Genomic DNA, 15,849 nt, shown 5'->3' on the forward strand with positions numbered 1-15,849 from the left:
GCAAATATCGTATTTTTGCAATGTTTTTAGAGAGTTAACACGTGGAACAGACAATTCAACAGACGAACATCCGGAAGGGCTTGACGAAGCTTGTGATTCCTATCTTCATTGAGACTTTATTGATTATGATGCTGGGGGCAGTAGACACCATCATGCTGAGCCAGTACTCCGACGAGAGTGTGGCAGCGGTAGGTGTGGTAAACCAGATTGTAATGTTTGCTTTCCTCATTTTCGAGGTCATCAATATCGGTACGTCGGTGCTGTGTTCGCAGTATCTGGGTGCCGGACTGAAGAACAAGATGGTGCAGGTGGTCGGGGTGTCTCTGTTGCTGAACCTGGTGGTAGGTATCCTGGTCAGTGCCATTCTGCATTATGGGGCTACCACCTTGCTGGGCTGGATGGGGCTGCGTCCGGAACTGTTGAAGTACGGTATCGGTTACATGGAGATTGTGGGAGCCTTTGCCTTCTTTCAGGCTATTTCGCTGACCATTTCCGCTTCGCTCCGTAGTGCGAACAAGGCCATCTATCCCATGCTGGTCACCGTGCTGGTCAATGTGATGAACATCATCGGAAACTATTCCCTGATTTTCGGTAAGTTCGGTCTGCCTGCCATGGGAGCTGAAGGAGCGGCTATTTCTACCTCCATTGCCCGAGGCGTCAGCATGATTGTGTTGTTTGTCATCCTGTTCAGAAAACATATTCCTTCTTTCCCGCTGGCCCTGTTCCGTCCTTTCCCGTGGAAAGAGTTGAAAAATCTGTTGAAAGTAGGATTGCCTTCGGCAGGCGAGAATATGTCGTACAGTTTCTCGCAGGTGGTGATTACTTATCTGATTAATATCCTGGGAAACGATTCGCTGGCTACCCGTACCTATACGGTGAATACCACCATGTTCGTCTACTTGTTTGCCATCGCCATGGCACAGGGTGGAGCCATCAGTATCGGGCATCTGGTGGGACAGAAGAAGATTCGCGCGGCCTATCTGCTGGGAAAATACGTGATGCGCCTGTCCATTCTGGTGTCGTTGGGGCTTTCGTGCATCTGGGCTATCTTCGGCCATACCATTTTCAGCCTGCTCACCGATAACGAGCACATCATCCGCCTGGGTGTGACCATCCTGATTGTCGATGTCATTGTGGAGATAGGACGTGCCGTGAACATTTATGCCACGAATGCTCTGCGTTCGGCGGGCGACGTGAATTTCCCTTTCTATGTGGGACTGGTCGTGCAATGGACGGTTTCCGTGGGCTTGAGCTATCTGTTCGGTATCCATTGGGGATGGGGACTGGTAGGTATGTGGTGTGCCTTCCTGCTCGACGAGAATATCCGTGCCCTTATCTTTGTGAAACGTTGGAACAGTCTGAAGTGGGCCAAGAAGGGGTTTGTGAGATAAAAAAGGTCTGCACCGGGCGTCACATCAGGTAGAGATAGAAAAGGATGATGCAGATGATGTCGATGGTCAGTGCGATGACCGACCAGCGTAGGAACCGCTTGTTCTTTTTGACAGCCCCGTACACAATGCCCAGGATAGCGGAAAGGAAGACGCCTGCCACGATTCCGAACAAGCCTTGTATGGCCACACCCAGCAATACCAGGATGCCCATGGTGATAAGAATGTTGTTTTTCATGTCGATTCAGGTTAGGTGAGGAAAACAGGGAGCACGAAGCCCCCTGTAGAATTCGTTTATAAACTGGCCTTGATGGCACGAATGATGGCCGATGTGAAGCCGTCGTGTTCCAGTGAGTTGATGCCTTTGATGGTGATTCCCCCCGGAGTGGTTACCTTTTCTATTTCGGTAGCCGGATGTGCATGCTCGTTGTTCAGCAGCAGTTGGGCGGCTCCCTCCAGTGTCTGTGCCAGCATGGTCTGCGCGTCGTGGGGCTTGATGCCCAGTTCCACTCCTGCCTGCATGGCGGCTTGCACGTATTTCAGCACGTAGGCAATGCCACAGGAAGTCAGTGAGGTGGCAGCCGCAAACAGCTTTTCGTCAATCAGCATGGAACGCCCCATCTCGTTGAACAAGGCAGTCATGCCTGCCACCTGTTCTTCCGAAGCATTGCGTGCGGCAATCAGGGTCATGCTGGCTCCTTCCGAGATGGCTGTGTTCGGGATGACGCGGAAAATCGGCATTTCCGGGTCCACGAAGTGGGCCAGGTCTTCAATCGTCAGTCCGGCAGCTACGGACACCAGTGCCTGGGGTTGCCGCAGTCTCAAGGGTTTCAGCACTTCTTCCACCTTCCAGGGTTTTACTGCGATAATGACGATGTCGGCATCTTCTGCCGCTTCCTTGTTGGAATGAGTTACGTGGATGGCGGGAAATTCCGCTTTCAGCGCTTCCAGTTTTCCGGCACTGGGATTGGATACCGCTATCTGTTGTGCCTGAATATAATGTCCGTTGGCCAGACCACGGGCAATGGCACCTCCCATGTTTCCGGCTCCGATGATTGCTACTTTCATATTTTTCAAGTTTGAGTTCTATATCCGCAAAGTTATAATTAAAAATGGGAGTCTGGCTATATAATGGAATTTATTTTGGCTGTTTGGGGGAAGTAACGTCGCCATTTTGTGAAACATACGGTCATTTCTACGTGATTTCCCGTTGGTTTTTTATGTTTTCCTTGAGGAAAACGTACGTTTCCCTTGGCCGAAACGTATGTTTCCGTACCGGGAAATGTATGTCTTCGCTTCGGGAAACGTAGAAAATGCAGGAAGAAATAGAGAATTGGAAGGGGGTGTCTGGAAAATGTCATTCGGTGAGACTTGATTCACAGTCGGGGAGGCGTAGTCATTTCTTTGCCCGGTAGGGAAAACTTTAGTGAAAAGTATGGTCATTATCTCATGAGAAGCTTTAACTTTGTCAGGCTATCCCGAAAGCGGGCGCTTGCTTTTGCGGATACATATCGAGATTGAGAACCTGAATGAATCTATCATGAAAACGAAGAAATGGATGGTAAGTGCTTGCCTGTTGCTGATGCAGGCAGGTGCATGGGGCAAGGTTGTGTTGCCCGACATTGTGAGTGACAATATGGTGCTGCAGCAGCAGACCGAGGCTTGTTTGTGGGGAAAGGCGGATGCCAATGCCGAAGTGAGCGTCCGTCCGTCGTGGAACCGGGAGGTATATAAGGTGACCGCGGATGCGGAAGGGAAATGGGTGGTTAAAATCCAGACACCGACGGCCAGTTACCAGACTTATACGATTTCTATTTCCGATGGAGAGGAAGTGAAACTGAACAATGTGCTGGTGGGGGAAGTGTGGTTTTGCTCGGGACAGTCGAACATGGAGATGCCTCTCCGGGGGTTCTGGAACTGCCCGATAGCCGGAGCCAATGAAACCATTGCTACTGCCTCGAAGTGGAAAGGTATCCGGGTAGCCACCGTGGAAAAGAACGGACAATTGCAACCCGTTGATGCGTGTAAGGGCAGCTGGAAGGTGAGCAGTCCGGAAAATGCGCCTGCCTTCAGTGCCACGGCTTTTAATTTTGCCATGATGATGAACCAGGTGCTGGATATTCCGGTGGGCATTATCAATTGCAGTTGGGGCGGGTCGACAGTAGAAGGCTGGTTGCCCCGTGAAATCGTGTCGCAGTATCCCGATATTGATTTGAAGAAGGATATCCGTAAGGAAGACGGACACGACTGGTGGCATTACCTGAGTCCGACGTTGATGTATAACGGTATGCTCAAGCCGTTGCAGAATTATACGATTAAAGGTTTCCTGTGGTATCAGGGCGAATCGAATGTCGGAAAGCACAAGACGTATGGGGAGCGATTGAAAACCATGGTGGAACTCTGGCGCAAGGAATGGGGGCTGGGAGAGCTTCCGTTCTATTATGTGGAGATTGCTCCGTTCAATTCTACGGAGACGACAGATTGTGCCTTGTTGCGTGAAGCACAGTTCAAGGCACAGGCGCTCATCCCGAACAGTGGCATGATTTCAACCAACGATTTGGTGGAACCTTATGAGATGAAGAACATTCATCCGAAAAACAAGACGGATGTCGGAAAGCGTCTGGCTTATATGGCGCTGAACAAGACGTATCATGTGCCGGGAATTGAGGCATACGGACCGGTTTATAAGTCGATGGAAGTGAAAGACGGGGCGGTGATTCTCTCGTTTGAGCATGCGGGGGAGGGCTTCAACCGCTTGTCGGGGATGGAAGGTTTTGAAGTGGCCGGAAGCGACAAGGTGTTCTATCCGGCCAAAGCGGAAGTTTTCAACAACCTGCAGATAAAGGTGACCTGCGACAAAGTGGCACAGCCCGTAGCCGTGCGTTATTGTTTCCGTGACTTCCAGCCGGGTAACGTGGCCAATCTGCGTGAGCTTCCTTTGTATCCGTTCCGTACGGATGATTGGGAATAATTTGAAGGGAGTTAAAACAAAAATCTCCCTATTCGTGCGGTTTCGGCAGAATAAGGAGATTTTTTTGTTTCTTATTTCATGACGTGTTGCAGACGGGTCAGGAAGTCATCGGCTTCCTGCATGCTCAGACAGAGCGGAGGAAGCAGACGGATGACGTTCGTGCCGCTGACTCCGGTAAATACCTTCTGTTCGAACAGCAATTGCTTGCGGAGTTCCTTAATAGGTTCTTCAAATTCCAGTCCAATCATCAGGCCACGTCCGCGTACTTCCTTGATGCCTTTGAACTTTTTCAGTTCTTCCAGCAGGTGGGCACCGACTTTGGCTGCATTCTCTACCAGATTCTCTTCCTTCATCACATCGAGTACGGCGATGGCGGCTGCACAAGCCAAGTGGTTGCCTCCGAAGGTGGTTCCCAGCTGTCCGTACACCGGGGTAAATTTAGGACTGATTAATACGGCGGCCATCGGGAAACCGTTGCCGATACCTTTGGCTACGGTAATCATGTCCGGGCGGATGCCGTTGTACTGGTGGGCGAAGAATTTACCGCTTCGTCCGTAACCGGATTGGATTTCATCGAGAATCATCACGGTATTGGTCTCGTCGCAGGCCTGGCGCATGGCTTTCATGAAATCGGTGTCGGGTACCTGGATACCACCTACGCCCTGGATTCCTTCAATAATCACGGCACAGACGTCACCTTTGGCCAGTTCGGCTTTCAAAGCTTCGGTATCGTTCAGCGGAAGGTAGGTGACATGACCGTTGTCATTGATAGGAGCAATGATTTTCGGGTTGTTGGTCACTTCTACCGCCAATGAAGTACGTCCGTGGAACGCTTTGGCAAAAGAAACGACGCGGGTACGTCCGTTGTAGAAAGAAGCCAGTTTCAAGGCATTTTCGTTGGCTTCTGCGCCGGAGTTAATCAGGAAAAGCTGGTAATCGTCGTAGCCGCTGATGGCTCCCAGACGGTCGGCTACTTCCTGCTGCAGTTTGTTGATGACAGAATTGGAATAGAATCCCAATGTGGCTACTTGTTTGCTGATGACTTCCACGTAGTGGGGATGTGCGTGACCGATGGAGATTACAGCATGGCCTCCGTAGAGGTCGAGGTATTCCTGGCCTTTGTCGTCCCATACATGACAGCCTTTTCCTTTGACGATGTTGACATCGAAGAGGGGATATACATCGAATAGTTTCATACTCATATTAAGATTAAAAATGAATAATTAAAAGACGGAATCAACGGATTCTGTTTGGGCATTCATTTTTAATTATTCATTATTTATTATTCATTGATTTAGAATGCACTCGGTTTCAGTTTCAGTCCCACGGTTTCTTCCAGGTTGAACATCAGGTTCATGTTGTGTACTGCCTGACCGCTGGCTCCTTTCAGCAAGTTGTCGATGCAGGAAACGATGAGCAGCTTGTCACCGTGTTTCTCCAGGTGAATCAGGCATTTGTTGGTGTTGACTACCTGCTTCAGGTCGATGTTCTTGTCCACGATGTGGGTGAAAGAATCTTCTGCATAGTACTCTTCGTACATTTTCACGATTTCTTCCAGTTCCACTTTCGTTTTCACCACGATGGTGGCGAAGATGCCGCGCGGGAAATCACCTCTATAAGGGATGAAGTCGATTTCAGAATGGAAGCTGTTCTGCAACTGTTTCAGCGACTGTTTGATTTCCGGTACGTGCTGGTGTGCAAACGGTTTGTAGATGCTGAGGTTGTTGTTGCGCCAGCTGAAGTGGCTGGTGGCTCCCGGTTTGACACCGGCTCCGGTACTTCCCGTAATGGCGTTGACCATGATGTCGTCGTTCAGCATCAGGTGTTTGGCCAGCGGCAGCAGTCCGAGCTGGATGCAAGTGGCAAAACAGCCCGGATTGGCCACGTGCTTGCTTTGGCAGATAGTCCGGCGGTTCAGTTCCGGCAGACCGTATACGAAGTCGTGGTCGTCCGACTTGATGCGGTAGTCCATGGAGAGGTCGATAATCTTCAAGTTCTCGGGCACGTTGTGGCTTTCCATGAACTTCTTTGTATCTCCGTGTGCCGTACAGAAGAACAGCACATCGATGGTGTCGAGCGGAAGTTCATCGGTGAATACCAGGTCGGTTTCCCCATACAGTCCTTCGTGTACATCGGTAATCTTGTTGCCGGCATTGCTGGAACTGTTGATGAATTTGATTTCTACATCCGGGTGGTTGATGAGCAGGCGAATCAGTTCGCCTGCCGTATATCCTGCGCCTCCTATAATTCCTACTTTAATCATATATTGGCCTCGTCTTTATGGTTTGCATAATACGCACGAAGCGGAGTGGAAAGCACTTTGATGAAACCTTTGGCATCTTCAGCCGTCCATCCTTTCTGCATTTCACCATATTCACCGAATTTGTTCTTAACCAAGTCGTCTTTAGAGTCTACGCCCACGGTAGAGAAGCAGTACGGACGAAGTTCCAGAATGGCAGTTCCGTTCACGTTACGCTGTGATTCCTGCAGCATGGCTTCGATATCGCGCATCACAGGTTCCAGGTACTGGCTTTCATGCAGGAACATGCCATACCAGTTGGCCACCTGGTCTTTCCAGTACTGCTGCCATTTGCTCAGGGTATATTTTTCCAGGAATTTGTGGGCGCCGATAATCAGCATCGGAGCGGCAGCTTCGAAGCCCACACGTCCCTTGATACCGATGATGGTGTCGCCTACGTGCATGTCACGTCCGATACCGTAAGCCGCACCGATTTCTTCCACTTTCTGGATGGCTTTAATCTTATCTTCAAAAACTTCTCCATTGACGGCATACAGCTCACCTTTCTTGAATTCCAGTTTCAGCTGTTCGCTGCCTGTTTTGGTCACCTGTTTCAGGTAAGCGCTTTCCGGCAATCCCTGTGTAGAGTCCAGAATCTCGCCGCCACAGATGGAAGTTCCCCAAATACCTACGTTGTAGGAGTATTTCAGTTTGGTGAAGTCGGCTTCAAATCCGTGTTCTTTCAGGTAGTTGATTTCATAGTCACGGCTCAAAGCCATGTCGCGGGTCAGAGTGATGATTTCCACTCCCGGAGCCATTACCAGGAAGGTCATGTCGAAACGAACCTGGTCGTTTCCGGCACCTGTAGAACCGTGTGCAATGGCGTGTGCACCGATTTCATTGGCATAGCGGGCAATGGCCAGTGCCTGGAAGATACGTTCAGAACTTACAGAGATAGGGTAGGTTCCGTTGCGGAGCACATTACCGAATACCATGTATTTCAGACTCTTTTCGTAGTATTCCTGTGTGACGTCCAGTGTGACATATTTTACGGCGCCCAGCTTGTATGCGTTTTCTTCGTTCTTCTTCAGCTGTTCGGGACTGAATCCGCCGGTGTTGGCACATGCCGCATATACTTCATATCCTTTTTCCTTTGCCAGGTACATCACGGTAAAGGATGTATCCAATCCGCCGCTGAAAGCAACGACAACTTTTTTCTTTTCTTCCATGGTGCTTATCTTTATTTGGGAGAAGTCTTCCAGACTGGTGTTCAGGAGAAGAAGGCTTCGTCTTCAGTTATTTTTGTATTTTAGAAATTGTTTACTTTGTCATCTGTGTGCAGGGCCGGGTCGTAGAGCATGGCGGTGCAAATACAGAACTTACGCTTCTTGGCCATCAGGATTTCATGGTTGATGCAGCCTTCGCATCCTTTCCAGAACGATTCATCGTCTGTCAGTTCATTGAAGGTGACCGGTACATATCCCAGTTCCGTATTCATTTTCATGACGGCAGCTCCTGAAGTCAGGCTGAAAATCTTGGCTTTCGGCCATCGCAGGCGGGCCAGTGTAAACGAAGCGTGTTTGATACGTTTGGCCAGTCCCAGACCTCTGTATTTCGGATGGACAATCAGTCCGGAGGTAGCCACATATTGTTTGTTACCCCATGATTCGATGTAAGTAAATCCGGCAAAGTCGTCGCCGCACAAGGCGATGATGGCTTTCCCTTCCTTCATCTTGGTAGCCACATATTCATGTGTACGTTCGGCAATTCCCGTACCGCGGACTTTGGCTGCTTCTCTAATCGTGTCCAATATTGTGTCAACATAAACCTCGTGTGAGGCGTCGGCTACCATTACATCAATTTGTTTAGTAGGTTCCATTCTTGTTCTTATTCGGTTATTATAGTTGGTTTATATTCGGGATGATAGTAGAAAGAGCATGCTTGACTTCCGTACGGCTGCAGTTTTCGCGAATCACGAGCATGATGGTGTCGTCGCCGGCAATGGTACCGATGATTTCATGAAAGTTGTGCATGTCAATGTCGTAAGCCAGACTGCTGGCATAACCGGGGCGAGTCTTGATTACGGCGATGTTGTTGGAGAACTCGATAGAGATGAAGCCATTGTGGCGCAGCATTTCACTGGCCTTCTGCGGTTCGGTCATGCGTTTGTACATCGTGTTGTTGGGAAGTACATACACATAGTTTCCGTTCATGCTGGCGGCTTTGGCCACCTTCAGCTGTTTTAAGTCGCGTGACAAAGTGGCTTGTGTCAATTGGAATCCTTCTTTCGTCAACTCTTGCAAGAGTTCGTCCTGACTTCCAATCTCCTTGCTGGAGATGATCATTTTAATGGAATCAAGTCTGCTATTCTTGTTCTTCATTGTATAATTATTCTTTTACGGCTGCAAAAATACGGATATATTTTGAATATCATGCATAAATTCTTATTTTTTTATGCGATTTTTCTGAAAAATGCATGAATATAATGAATAAATAACCACAATGGATTTTGTTTTGTATCTTTGTGCAGTTTATAGAAAAGAAGACAATAATGAATACTGCAATTTTGCCAAAAGAGAAAGACCCGATGGGGGCTGCCATATACGAGTATTTCAAGACCGGAAAAGCCGGAAAATTGAGGGTATTTTCTTCCCAGTTCGAAGAAGATGAGATTCCGGTGAAGGAATTGTTCCGCACGTATGACCACATGCCTCTGCTGGAGCAGACGGCTTTGGAACTGGCGGAAGGAAAGATTCTGGATGTAGGTGCAGGCAGCGGATGTCATTCGCTGGCTTTGCAGGAAATGGGAAAGAAGCCGGTGGCCATCGATATTTCGCCGCTTTCGGTGGAGGTGATGCAGGCCCGCGGAGTGGATGCACGGCTGGTGAATTTGTTCGACCCGCATTTTGTGGAGCGTTTTGATACCATCCTGATGCTGATGAACGGTTCGGGCATCATTGGACGGGTGGAAAATTTCGGGACTTTCTTCCAGCGGATAAAGCTGCTGCTGAATCCCGGAGGTTCCATCCTGATGGATTCCAGTGACCTGAGATACCTGTTTGAGGAAGAGGACGGGAGTTTCGTGGTGGATTTGGCGGCCGATTATTACGGACAGCTGGACTTCCGGATGCAGTACAAACAAATAAAAGGGGAAGCATTCGACTGGCTGTATGTGGATTTCAATACATTGCGTCTGTATGCTTCCCAATATGGCTTCAAGGCCGAGCTTGTGAAGGAAGGCAGTCATTACGACTACCTGGCCCGACTTACCTTGTAGCTCTTCGTTTCTTTTTCCACCAGAGGTAATACCCACTAAGTGGAAGTACACCTCCTATAAAGGCGGCCAGAAAGTAGAGTACCTTGGTGTAGGTTCCACCCCAGCTTCCGGTGTGGAAGGCATAGAACCAGCCCTTCAGTTTTTGCGAACGGGGTGTTTCCGCAGAGGAGATGACCCGTGTAGGTTCCCCGTTTGCCGGGTTGAATTCTACGGTATCCGTACGCCGCAGGTAGTTGCCTTGGTTCACCTGTATCTTGTTTTTTTCGATACGTAGGGAGGCATAATCGGAATACTGGGTCTGTACGTGCTGGAACGCTTTATCCCATGCCGTATAGTCTGTTTTTGTTTTCGTCTTTCCTTTTGTATGGGCGCCGTGGGGGACTGGCTGGGAAGAAGAGGTGCTTGCGTGGGCAGACGAGGAGGGGGTTCCTCCGAAAAGCCCGTAGGCAAACGAGCGGTACCATCCGAACGACCAGGTGAGACCGGTAAGGGCCATGACCAGCAGGAAAAGGGTGGAGTAGAACCCCAGGGCTACGTGACTGTCGTACCAGAAACGGCGCCAGCCTTTGGTGCAGGACACTTGCAGTCGGTTGCGCAGGGCCTTCCGGCTACGTGGCCACCAGATAACGAGCCCGCTTACCAGAATCACAACCATCAGTAAGGTGGAGATGCCGACAATCATTTTTCCGACAGAAGAAGCCCCTTTTTGAGGAGGAGGGTTCAACAGCCAGCGGTGCAGTTTCCGCATGGTCTGGAAGAACGGATAGCTTTTGGTCCATCCGTTCACTTCTCCGGTATAGGGATTCACACTTAGGTTTTTCTTTCCGGCATTTTGGAAGGTGACCATGATGGGTTCGTCGGCTGTACCCCCGTATTGGAGGGCGCTCAGCCTCAACGAATCGGCGACCTGTGTTTTCAGACAGGCTACCAGCTCCGACGGAGTCAGGAGGGCGGCACCTTTTTCGGGAATGCTCACCTTATATATATGGGGATTCAACCACTGGGTGATTTCCTTCTCGAAGACCAGTGTGGCCCCCGAGAAACAGATGACCGAAAGAATGATTCCCAATGGGATGGAAATCCAGCGGTGTATTTTTCCAAATAATTTTCTCATTTTTTTATGTTATTGCGCGGTTAATGCGATTTTGCCTACCGTGGTGATTTCGTCAGCTTCTACTTCCAGCCCTTTTACGGCTTCTCCTGTTTCCGGGTTGATTTTATAGAATGTAGGAGTGGCACCTTCTTCAGTGGTTAGTACTGGGATGTAAAAATACTTATTTTCCAGATAAGGCGAATTGCCGAAAGAAGAAATCAGGCTCTTGTCGGGCAGTCCTGTGATAGAAATCAGTTTCTTTTCGCTGGCCTTGAAGAGGACCAGTTCATTTTTGGGTGCACTGGTACCTAATGTAGCTACTTCTTCTATACTGCATCCGTAGTTGTTGAGCAGGAAATAGTCGCCACCCACATGCCAGCAGCGGAACAGCGGGTGTCCGCTGGCACCTTCCATGGTTTCCAGGTTGCAGTAATACTCGTCGAAGCGGGTGCTTCCGGCGGGGATGCGGACCACTCCCGAAGGTAGTTTGCCTTGCACCTTGGCTTTCAGGTTGGCGTCGGCTGCCGGCTGGGTGGCCGTGCGTCCGTATCCCCCGGAAAATACATACAGGTTGCCGTCGTCGTCGCTCCAGATGGTCTGGTAATATTGGGAACGCATGCGTCCGCAGGCAAAACCGATTTTATCCGTCTGGGCTATGACAGGGGTTTCATCGAAACTGCTTCCGCTGTAGATGGCAATGTAGGCGTTGTCCGGGTACTGGGTCGATGGAATTTGTCCGGCGGTGTATTTACCGCTGCCTGAGCCTCCGTCACCGGTGGCCACATAATCCTGGCTCAGCACCTTGTCGGGCCAGGTGTTCACTCCGTAGTGGCTCATTCCCATCGGGATGATGGATGTATATAATTTTCCGTTGGCTTCCACGAATCCGGCCATGGTCACTTTCTCGCCGTTGCCCAGATAATTTTCTGCCAGGATGTCTTTTTGATTGGTGCTGGTCGTACCGTTCTTGGCATTCAGGTAGTTGAACAGGAAGCCTTGGGCCGCATTGCCCTTGCTGTCGGTCTGTTTGGTATTGCCGGTCGATACGGTAATCACGTTGTCGCCCCAGGTGCCGTAAGTCGTGAAGCGGTTGAAGGTATAGCTGTATTTTTTCTGGGGTACGTTGTTCGCATCCAGGTAATAGCAGCCTCCGGTACCTTGCGAACCGTCGTTGTATTTGATGCCGAAAAAGTAATTCTGGTCATAGAAAATCCAATAGGAAATCTGTTCCTGAAACTCTTTTCCGTTGTTGAGCACCGAGATTTTTCCTTCATCCAGGCTTTCTGCCGTGAGCAGGTAGGAAGTTCCTCCGGCAGTGACCGGAATGACATAATTCCCCTTGAAGTTGTTGTGGTTGTTGAAGGTGGGGTCATTGTTTTCTTTTTGACACCCTGTGAACAGGCCTGCCATGCAGAACATGCCTAGGCCCAGCATCCAGTTTTTTGTGGTCATATACTTGTATTTTTGATGATGAATGGTCATTAATTTCCAAAATATACCCGGAATTTGCCGTAGAAGGCCCGTCCGGCTTTTTGCAGGCTGAAGTTGTCGTACAGCTTCTCATCCGTGAGGTTCCGGCACTCCAGCGAGAGATTGTAGCGTCCGTTGCGGATGCTGTAGCTCAGGGACAGGTTGTGTGAAAGCTGTTCCGGTACCCGGATTTTCGTGGTAGGGTCACCGAACTTTTCCCAGTACAGGGGGAAATCGTGCTGATAGAAGCAGTCCCACCCCAATGTAAGGGTGTTTCCCTTGGCAAACAGGTCGTGCCAGTAGAAATTGGCATCAAGGTTGGCATAACGGTAAGGCAGGTTCGGAATACGTTGTCCGTAAGTCAGGGCATTCTGTCCGCTGCTGGCCGCCCGTTTCTTTTCCTTGTCGCGGATGTCCAGGTTGTTGAAGGTGCCGCCCATGCTGAACCAGTTACTGTAGCTGTAGCGAAGGGACACATTGAATCCCTTGGTTTCTACCCGGCCATGATTGGTATAGCTGCCGTAGCTGGTTCCACCTACGGTAGAAAGGTCACGTTTGATGTAATCCTGCGTGTTGCGGTAAATCAGTCCTCCTTCTGCATACAGTCCGTGTTTGCCCCATTGCTTGCTGTAGCTGGCATTGAGATTCACATTGTCACTGCGTTCCGGTTTCAGGTCGGCCTTTCCCGCTTCCAGGTCGCCGTCACCAAACAATTCCTGGGTGCTGGGCATGCGCAGTGCCTTCTCGTACGACAGTTTCAGCTGGATATCTTTCCCCAGGAAATACGTGCCGGCCGTTCCATATCCGAAGGAACGGACACTTTGTGACACCCGGGTGTTGTTTCCTACGCTGTTGTCGCTTATCTGTACCGTACCCTCACTGTAGGAACTGTAATGTTTTCCGAAGGCCGACAAGTTCCACTTTTCCGAAGGCATCAGGCGGTAGGAGAGACCGGCAATGTTTTTCCGGTTTTTGGTCGGGTCGTCAAAGTCCTCCAGCACCGAGTTCTTTTCGATGAGGCTCCGGCCTGTACGGCGGAAGGTGCTGAACACATTGTTGAACGTAAAAGAATGTATTTTGCCCAGTCGGTACACAGCCGTAAAGGTGGCGTTCCAGTTGGTGTTGATTTGCTCACTGAACTGGTGGTTCTGTTCGCCGGCGGTCGAACGGGGGATGCGGTCGCCCAACCAGTTGTATTTGTACATCGCCGTATCCACGTTGGTGGTCAGGTTATGGTTGTAGTTGGCCGTCACCGTCACATCCAGTCCTTTGGTGAAAAGGTTGTTTTTACGGTATTCCACTGAAGGTACGACCGAGAAGCCGTGACGGTGTTTCTGTCCGAACACGATTTCCTGGTACACGCCGTTCTGTATCTCTTTGTAGAAATGCGAGTAGGCCACGTTCAACATCAGCCGGTCGGCCCAGCTCTTGCCTGTCACGCCGATTTTTCCGATGACCGCCTCGTTGTGGAAAGTATCATTGAAACGCTTTACATGCTGGATGTGGCTTTCGTCGCTGATGGACGTATTGTTTTCGTGGTTGAACTCCTCCACCCAGTTGTCAATGTAGTAATTGTTGTCCGAATAGTTCTGGTATGCATTGATTTCATACGTCAGTCCGTTTTTGAAACTTTGTCCGAAATTGACATACGATTTGTGTGTATTGAAGGAACCGTAGGAATACGATGCGTCCAGGAACCAGTTCCGTCTCTGTTTGTTGGTCACGATGTTGATGACTCCTCCCAAGGCATCGGTTCCGAAGCCTACGGGTACCACTCCCTTGTACACCTCGATACGTTCGGCAAAGTTCACCGGAATGTTGTTCAGGTCGAATGCGGTTCCGGCTCCCTCCTGTGGTACGCCGTCGATGAACACCTTCACGTGCTTGCCGCTGAAGCCGTCGAGCATCAGTTGCATGTCCGAACCCACGCCGCCCGATTCACGCAGTTTCATTCCCGGAAGTTTCTGGAGCGCCTCACTCAGGTTTTGGGTGGAGTTTTGCAGTTCCTTGGTATCTACGGCCACTGCATTGAAGGCCGAACGCTTGACGCGTCCCACTCCGTTGGAAACCACCACTACTTCGTCCAGTTCGGTGACGGAAGGCCTCAGCACCATGTTTTGCCGGCTGCGTCCGTCGGCAAGAATTTCCACTTCCTTTTCTGCCGTTTCGAAACCGATGGCCGAAACGATTAATGTATATTTTCCGGCGGGTGCTTTCAGGTGGTACAGGCCTTTTTCATTGGTCGTACAACCGTATTGCGTACCTTTCAAGTACACAGTGGCAAAGTCGATGATGCTTTTGTCCGAGGAAAGCACTTTTCCGGACAGCAAGGCACGGCCTTGGGCAGAAACTCCCACGCCGATGCACCAGCACAATACAAAGAATACACCCCATTTTAAGTTTTCGCTTCCCCGCGAAAATGCTGAATTTCTCATTTTCTGTAATTCGTGTTTGTTGTTTCGCACTAATTTTCTGCCTGCAAAATTAGCTTGGTTGTGCGGAGAAGGCAATCGCCAAAAGTGGGTAATTTAGACAGCGTATAAATACCTACTTATGGGTATTGCAGGCCTGCATATCCTGTGACAGAACGAATTACAGTAGTGTGTACTTTATAAAATATGGAAATGCTGCAGGGCTTTCAGGATGCCGGCGTCATCGACAGAGGCGGTTACGTAGTCGGCTACCGCCTGAATATGAGGGGCTGCATTTCCCATGGCAACTCCCAGGCCTACGTGTTTCAGCATCGGGATGTCGTTGCCGCCGTCTCCAAAGGCCATGGTGTCTTGCAGGTCGATGCCGTAGAAAGCCAGCATCTGGTCGATGCCGTGGCTTTTGCTGTTTCCCCGGGCAATGATGTCGGCAAAGAGCGGATGCCAGCGCATCGGTTCGCAGTGCGTAAGTACGGTGCCGAAAATCTCTTCGTCCTTATCTTCCGGGAAGTAGCCCATGATTTGCAGGATTTCCTTGTCTCTGGCTGTTTCAATGGGGAGGATTTCCGGAATGCCGATGTGGATGAGTCGGGCAATCTCACGGACCGCCTCGTTTTCGTGGGTCAGGAACCAGGTATTGTCGTGCACAAAGACGAAAGGCATTTCCGGATGAGTGTGCTGGTAGCGGATGAGGCGCTCGATGTCCTCCTGCGGTACACAGCCTTTGTAGATGTCCTGCAGGTCGGCGGTGAAACAGTAGGCTCCGTTCAGGGTGACGTATCCGTCGAAGTCGAGGTCGCCCACGGCCTCCATCATTAACGATTTGGGGCGTCCGGTGGCAATGAATACCTTGATGCCTTTTTCTCTTAAAAGTTGCAAGGCCTTGCGGGTGGAGGCTGGTACGGTGTGGGTCTGGAAAGAAACCAGTGTGCCGTCGATGTCAAAGAATATCGCTTTTATCATTTGTCTTGTGCATTAAAAA

At 50.1% G+C, this 15,849-nt stretch carries 14 protein-coding genes; 3 read left to right on the plus strand and 11 right to left on the minus strand.

Going from position 1 to position 15,849, the window contains the following annotated elements; genetic code table 11:
- The first annotated feature begins 41 nt into the window (after positions 1–41).
- The gene (locus OIM59_RS18530) at positions 42–1,391 is read left to right on the plus strand and encodes an MATE family efflux transporter (protein ID WP_299170520.1); all 1,350 of its coding nucleotides are present in this window, start codon (positions 42–44) and stop codon (positions 1,389–1,391) included.
- Between the two features lie 19 nt (positions 1,392–1,410).
- Here the strand turns inward: OIM59_RS18530 and OIM59_RS18535 are convergent, their stop codons facing one another.
- Together OIM59_RS18535 and proC are read right to left on the minus strand one after the other, a co-directional pair.
- Positions 1,411–1,626: a hypothetical protein gene (locus OIM59_RS18535; protein WP_299170518.1), complete on the minus strand. Its 216-nt coding sequence runs from the start codon at positions 1,624–1,626 to the stop codon at positions 1,411–1,413.
- Positions 1,627–1,682: 56 nt separating this feature from the next.
- On the minus strand, positions 1,683–2,456 hold the full coding sequence (gene proC, locus OIM59_RS18540; protein ID WP_299170516.1) for a pyrroline-5-carboxylate reductase: 774 nt from the start codon (positions 2,454–2,456) through the stop codon (positions 1,683–1,685).
- 472 nt (positions 2,457–2,928) lie between these two features.
- On the opposite strand from proC, the gene OIM59_RS18545 reads away from it, so the two are divergent.
- Positions 2,929–4,359, plus strand: a complete 1,431-nt coding sequence (locus OIM59_RS18545) for a sialate O-acetylesterase (protein WP_299170514.1) — start codon at positions 2,929–2,931, stop codon at positions 4,357–4,359.
- A 71-nt stretch (positions 4,360–4,430) separates the two neighbouring features.
- On the opposite strand, the gene OIM59_RS18550 is transcribed toward OIM59_RS18545, so the two are convergent.
- The 5 genes from OIM59_RS18550 to argR form a co-directional block, all read right to left on the minus strand.
- Positions 4,431–5,555, minus strand: coding sequence for an aspartate aminotransferase family protein (locus OIM59_RS18550; protein WP_303898099.1), 1,125 nt, complete (start codon positions 5,553–5,555; stop codon positions 4,431–4,433).
- Positions 5,556–5,653: 98 nt separating this feature from the next.
- Complete coding sequence (argC, locus tag OIM59_RS18555) at positions 5,654–6,622, minus strand: N-acetyl-gamma-glutamyl-phosphate reductase (protein ID WP_303898101.1); 969 nt, start codon at positions 6,620–6,622, stop codon at positions 5,654–5,656.
- Complete coding sequence (locus OIM59_RS18560) at positions 6,619–7,827, minus strand: argininosuccinate synthase (RefSeq protein ID WP_177867307.1); 1,209 nt, start codon at positions 7,825–7,827, stop codon at positions 6,619–6,621. The genes argC and OIM59_RS18560 overlap by 4 nt, the downstream gene beginning before the upstream one ends.
- An 80-nt stretch (positions 7,828–7,907) precedes the next feature.
- Entirely contained in the window at positions 7,908–8,477 is a 570-nt protein-coding gene (locus OIM59_RS18565; protein ID WP_072541565.1) for a GNAT family N-acetyltransferase, read from the minus strand.
- 19 nt (positions 8,478–8,496) lie between these two features.
- A complete protein-coding gene (gene argR / locus OIM59_RS18570) occupies positions 8,497–8,979 on the minus strand; it encodes an arginine repressor (protein ID WP_299170505.1) in 483 nt (160 codons plus the stop codon).
- 170 nt (positions 8,980–9,149) lie between these two features.
- Here argR and OIM59_RS18575 point away from each other — a divergent pair, with 170 nt between their 5' ends.
- Entirely contained in the window at positions 9,150–9,875 is a 726-nt protein-coding gene (locus tag OIM59_RS18575; protein ID WP_299170503.1) for a bifunctional 2-polyprenyl-6-hydroxyphenol methylase/3-demethylubiquinol 3-O-methyltransferase UbiG, read from the plus strand.
- Here the strand turns inward: OIM59_RS18575 and OIM59_RS18580 are convergent.
- The 4 genes from OIM59_RS18580 to OIM59_RS18595 form a co-directional block, all read right to left on the minus strand.
- A complete protein-coding gene (locus tag OIM59_RS18580) occupies positions 9,865–10,989 on the minus strand; it encodes a PepSY domain-containing protein (protein WP_299170502.1) in 1,125 nt (374 codons plus the stop codon). The two genes, OIM59_RS18575 and OIM59_RS18580, sit on opposite strands and share 11 nt — an antisense overlap.
- A 9-nt stretch (positions 10,990–10,998) precedes the next feature.
- Positions 10,999–12,420, minus strand: coding sequence for a DUF4374 domain-containing protein (locus OIM59_RS18585; protein WP_299170500.1), 1,422 nt, complete (start codon positions 12,418–12,420; stop codon positions 10,999–11,001).
- Positions 12,421–12,449: 29 nt separating this feature from the next.
- A complete protein-coding gene (locus OIM59_RS18590; RefSeq protein ID WP_299170498.1) occupies positions 12,450–14,873 on the minus strand; it encodes a TonB-dependent receptor in 2,424 nt (807 codons plus the stop codon).
- Positions 14,874–15,047: 174 nt separating this feature from the next.
- Positions 15,048–15,830: a Cof-type HAD-IIB family hydrolase gene (locus tag OIM59_RS18595; RefSeq protein ID WP_299170496.1), complete on the minus strand. Its 783-nt coding sequence runs from the start codon at positions 15,828–15,830 to the stop codon at positions 15,048–15,050.
- Positions 15,831–15,849 lie beyond the last annotated feature (19 nt).

Source organism: Bacteroides mediterraneensis, assembly GCF_025993685.1.
In the GTDB taxonomy this organism is placed as follows: domain Bacteria; phylum Bacteroidota; class Bacteroidia; order Bacteroidales; family Bacteroidaceae; genus Phocaeicola; species Phocaeicola mediterraneensis_A.

Excerpts from the sequence above, each read along its gene's own strand:
- OIM59_RS18580 (WP_299170502.1), bottom strand. The coding sequence starts at position 10,989 with ATGAGAAAATTATTTGGAAAAATACACCGCTGGATTTCCATCCCATTG.
- OIM59_RS18585 (WP_299170500.1), bottom strand. The coding sequence starts at position 12,420 with ATGACCACAAAAAACTGGATGCTGGGCCTAGGCATGTTCTGCATGGCA.
- OIM59_RS18550 (WP_303898099.1), bottom strand. The coding sequence starts at position 5,555 with ATGAAACTATTCGATGTATATCCCCTCTTCGATGTCAACATCGTCAAA.
- argC (WP_303898101.1), bottom strand. The coding sequence starts at position 6,622 with ATGATTAAAGTAGGAATTATAGGAGGCGCAGGATATACGGCAGGCGAA.
- OIM59_RS18565 (WP_072541565.1), bottom strand. The coding sequence starts at position 8,477 with ATGGAACCTACTAAACAAATTGATGTAATGGTAGCCGACGCCTCACAC.
- OIM59_RS18595 (WP_299170496.1), bottom strand. The coding sequence starts at position 15,830 with ATGATAAAAGCGATATTCTTTGACATCGACGGCACACTGGTTTCTTTC.
- OIM59_RS18575 (WP_299170503.1), top strand. The coding sequence starts at position 9,150 with ATGAATACTGCAATTTTGCCAAAAGAGAAAGACCCGATGGGGGCTGCC.
- proC (WP_299170516.1), bottom strand. The coding sequence starts at position 2,456 with ATGAAAGTAGCAATCATCGGAGCCGGAAACATGGGAGGTGCCATTGCC.
- OIM59_RS18545 (WP_299170514.1), top strand. The coding sequence starts at position 2,929 with ATGAAAACGAAGAAATGGATGGTAAGTGCTTGCCTGTTGCTGATGCAG.
- argR (WP_299170505.1), bottom strand. The coding sequence starts at position 8,979 with ATGAAGAACAAGAATAGCAGACTTGATTCCATTAAAATGATCATCTCC.
- OIM59_RS18535 (WP_299170518.1), bottom strand. The coding sequence starts at position 1,626 with ATGAAAAACAACATTCTTATCACCATGGGCATCCTGGTATTGCTGGGT.
- OIM59_RS18590 (WP_299170498.1), bottom strand. The coding sequence starts at position 14,873 with ATGAGAAATTCAGCATTTTCGCGGGGAAGCGAAAACTTAAAATGGGGT.
- OIM59_RS18560 (WP_177867307.1), bottom strand. The coding sequence starts at position 7,827 with ATGGAAGAAAAGAAAAAAGTTGTCGTTGCTTTCAGCGGCGGATTGGAT.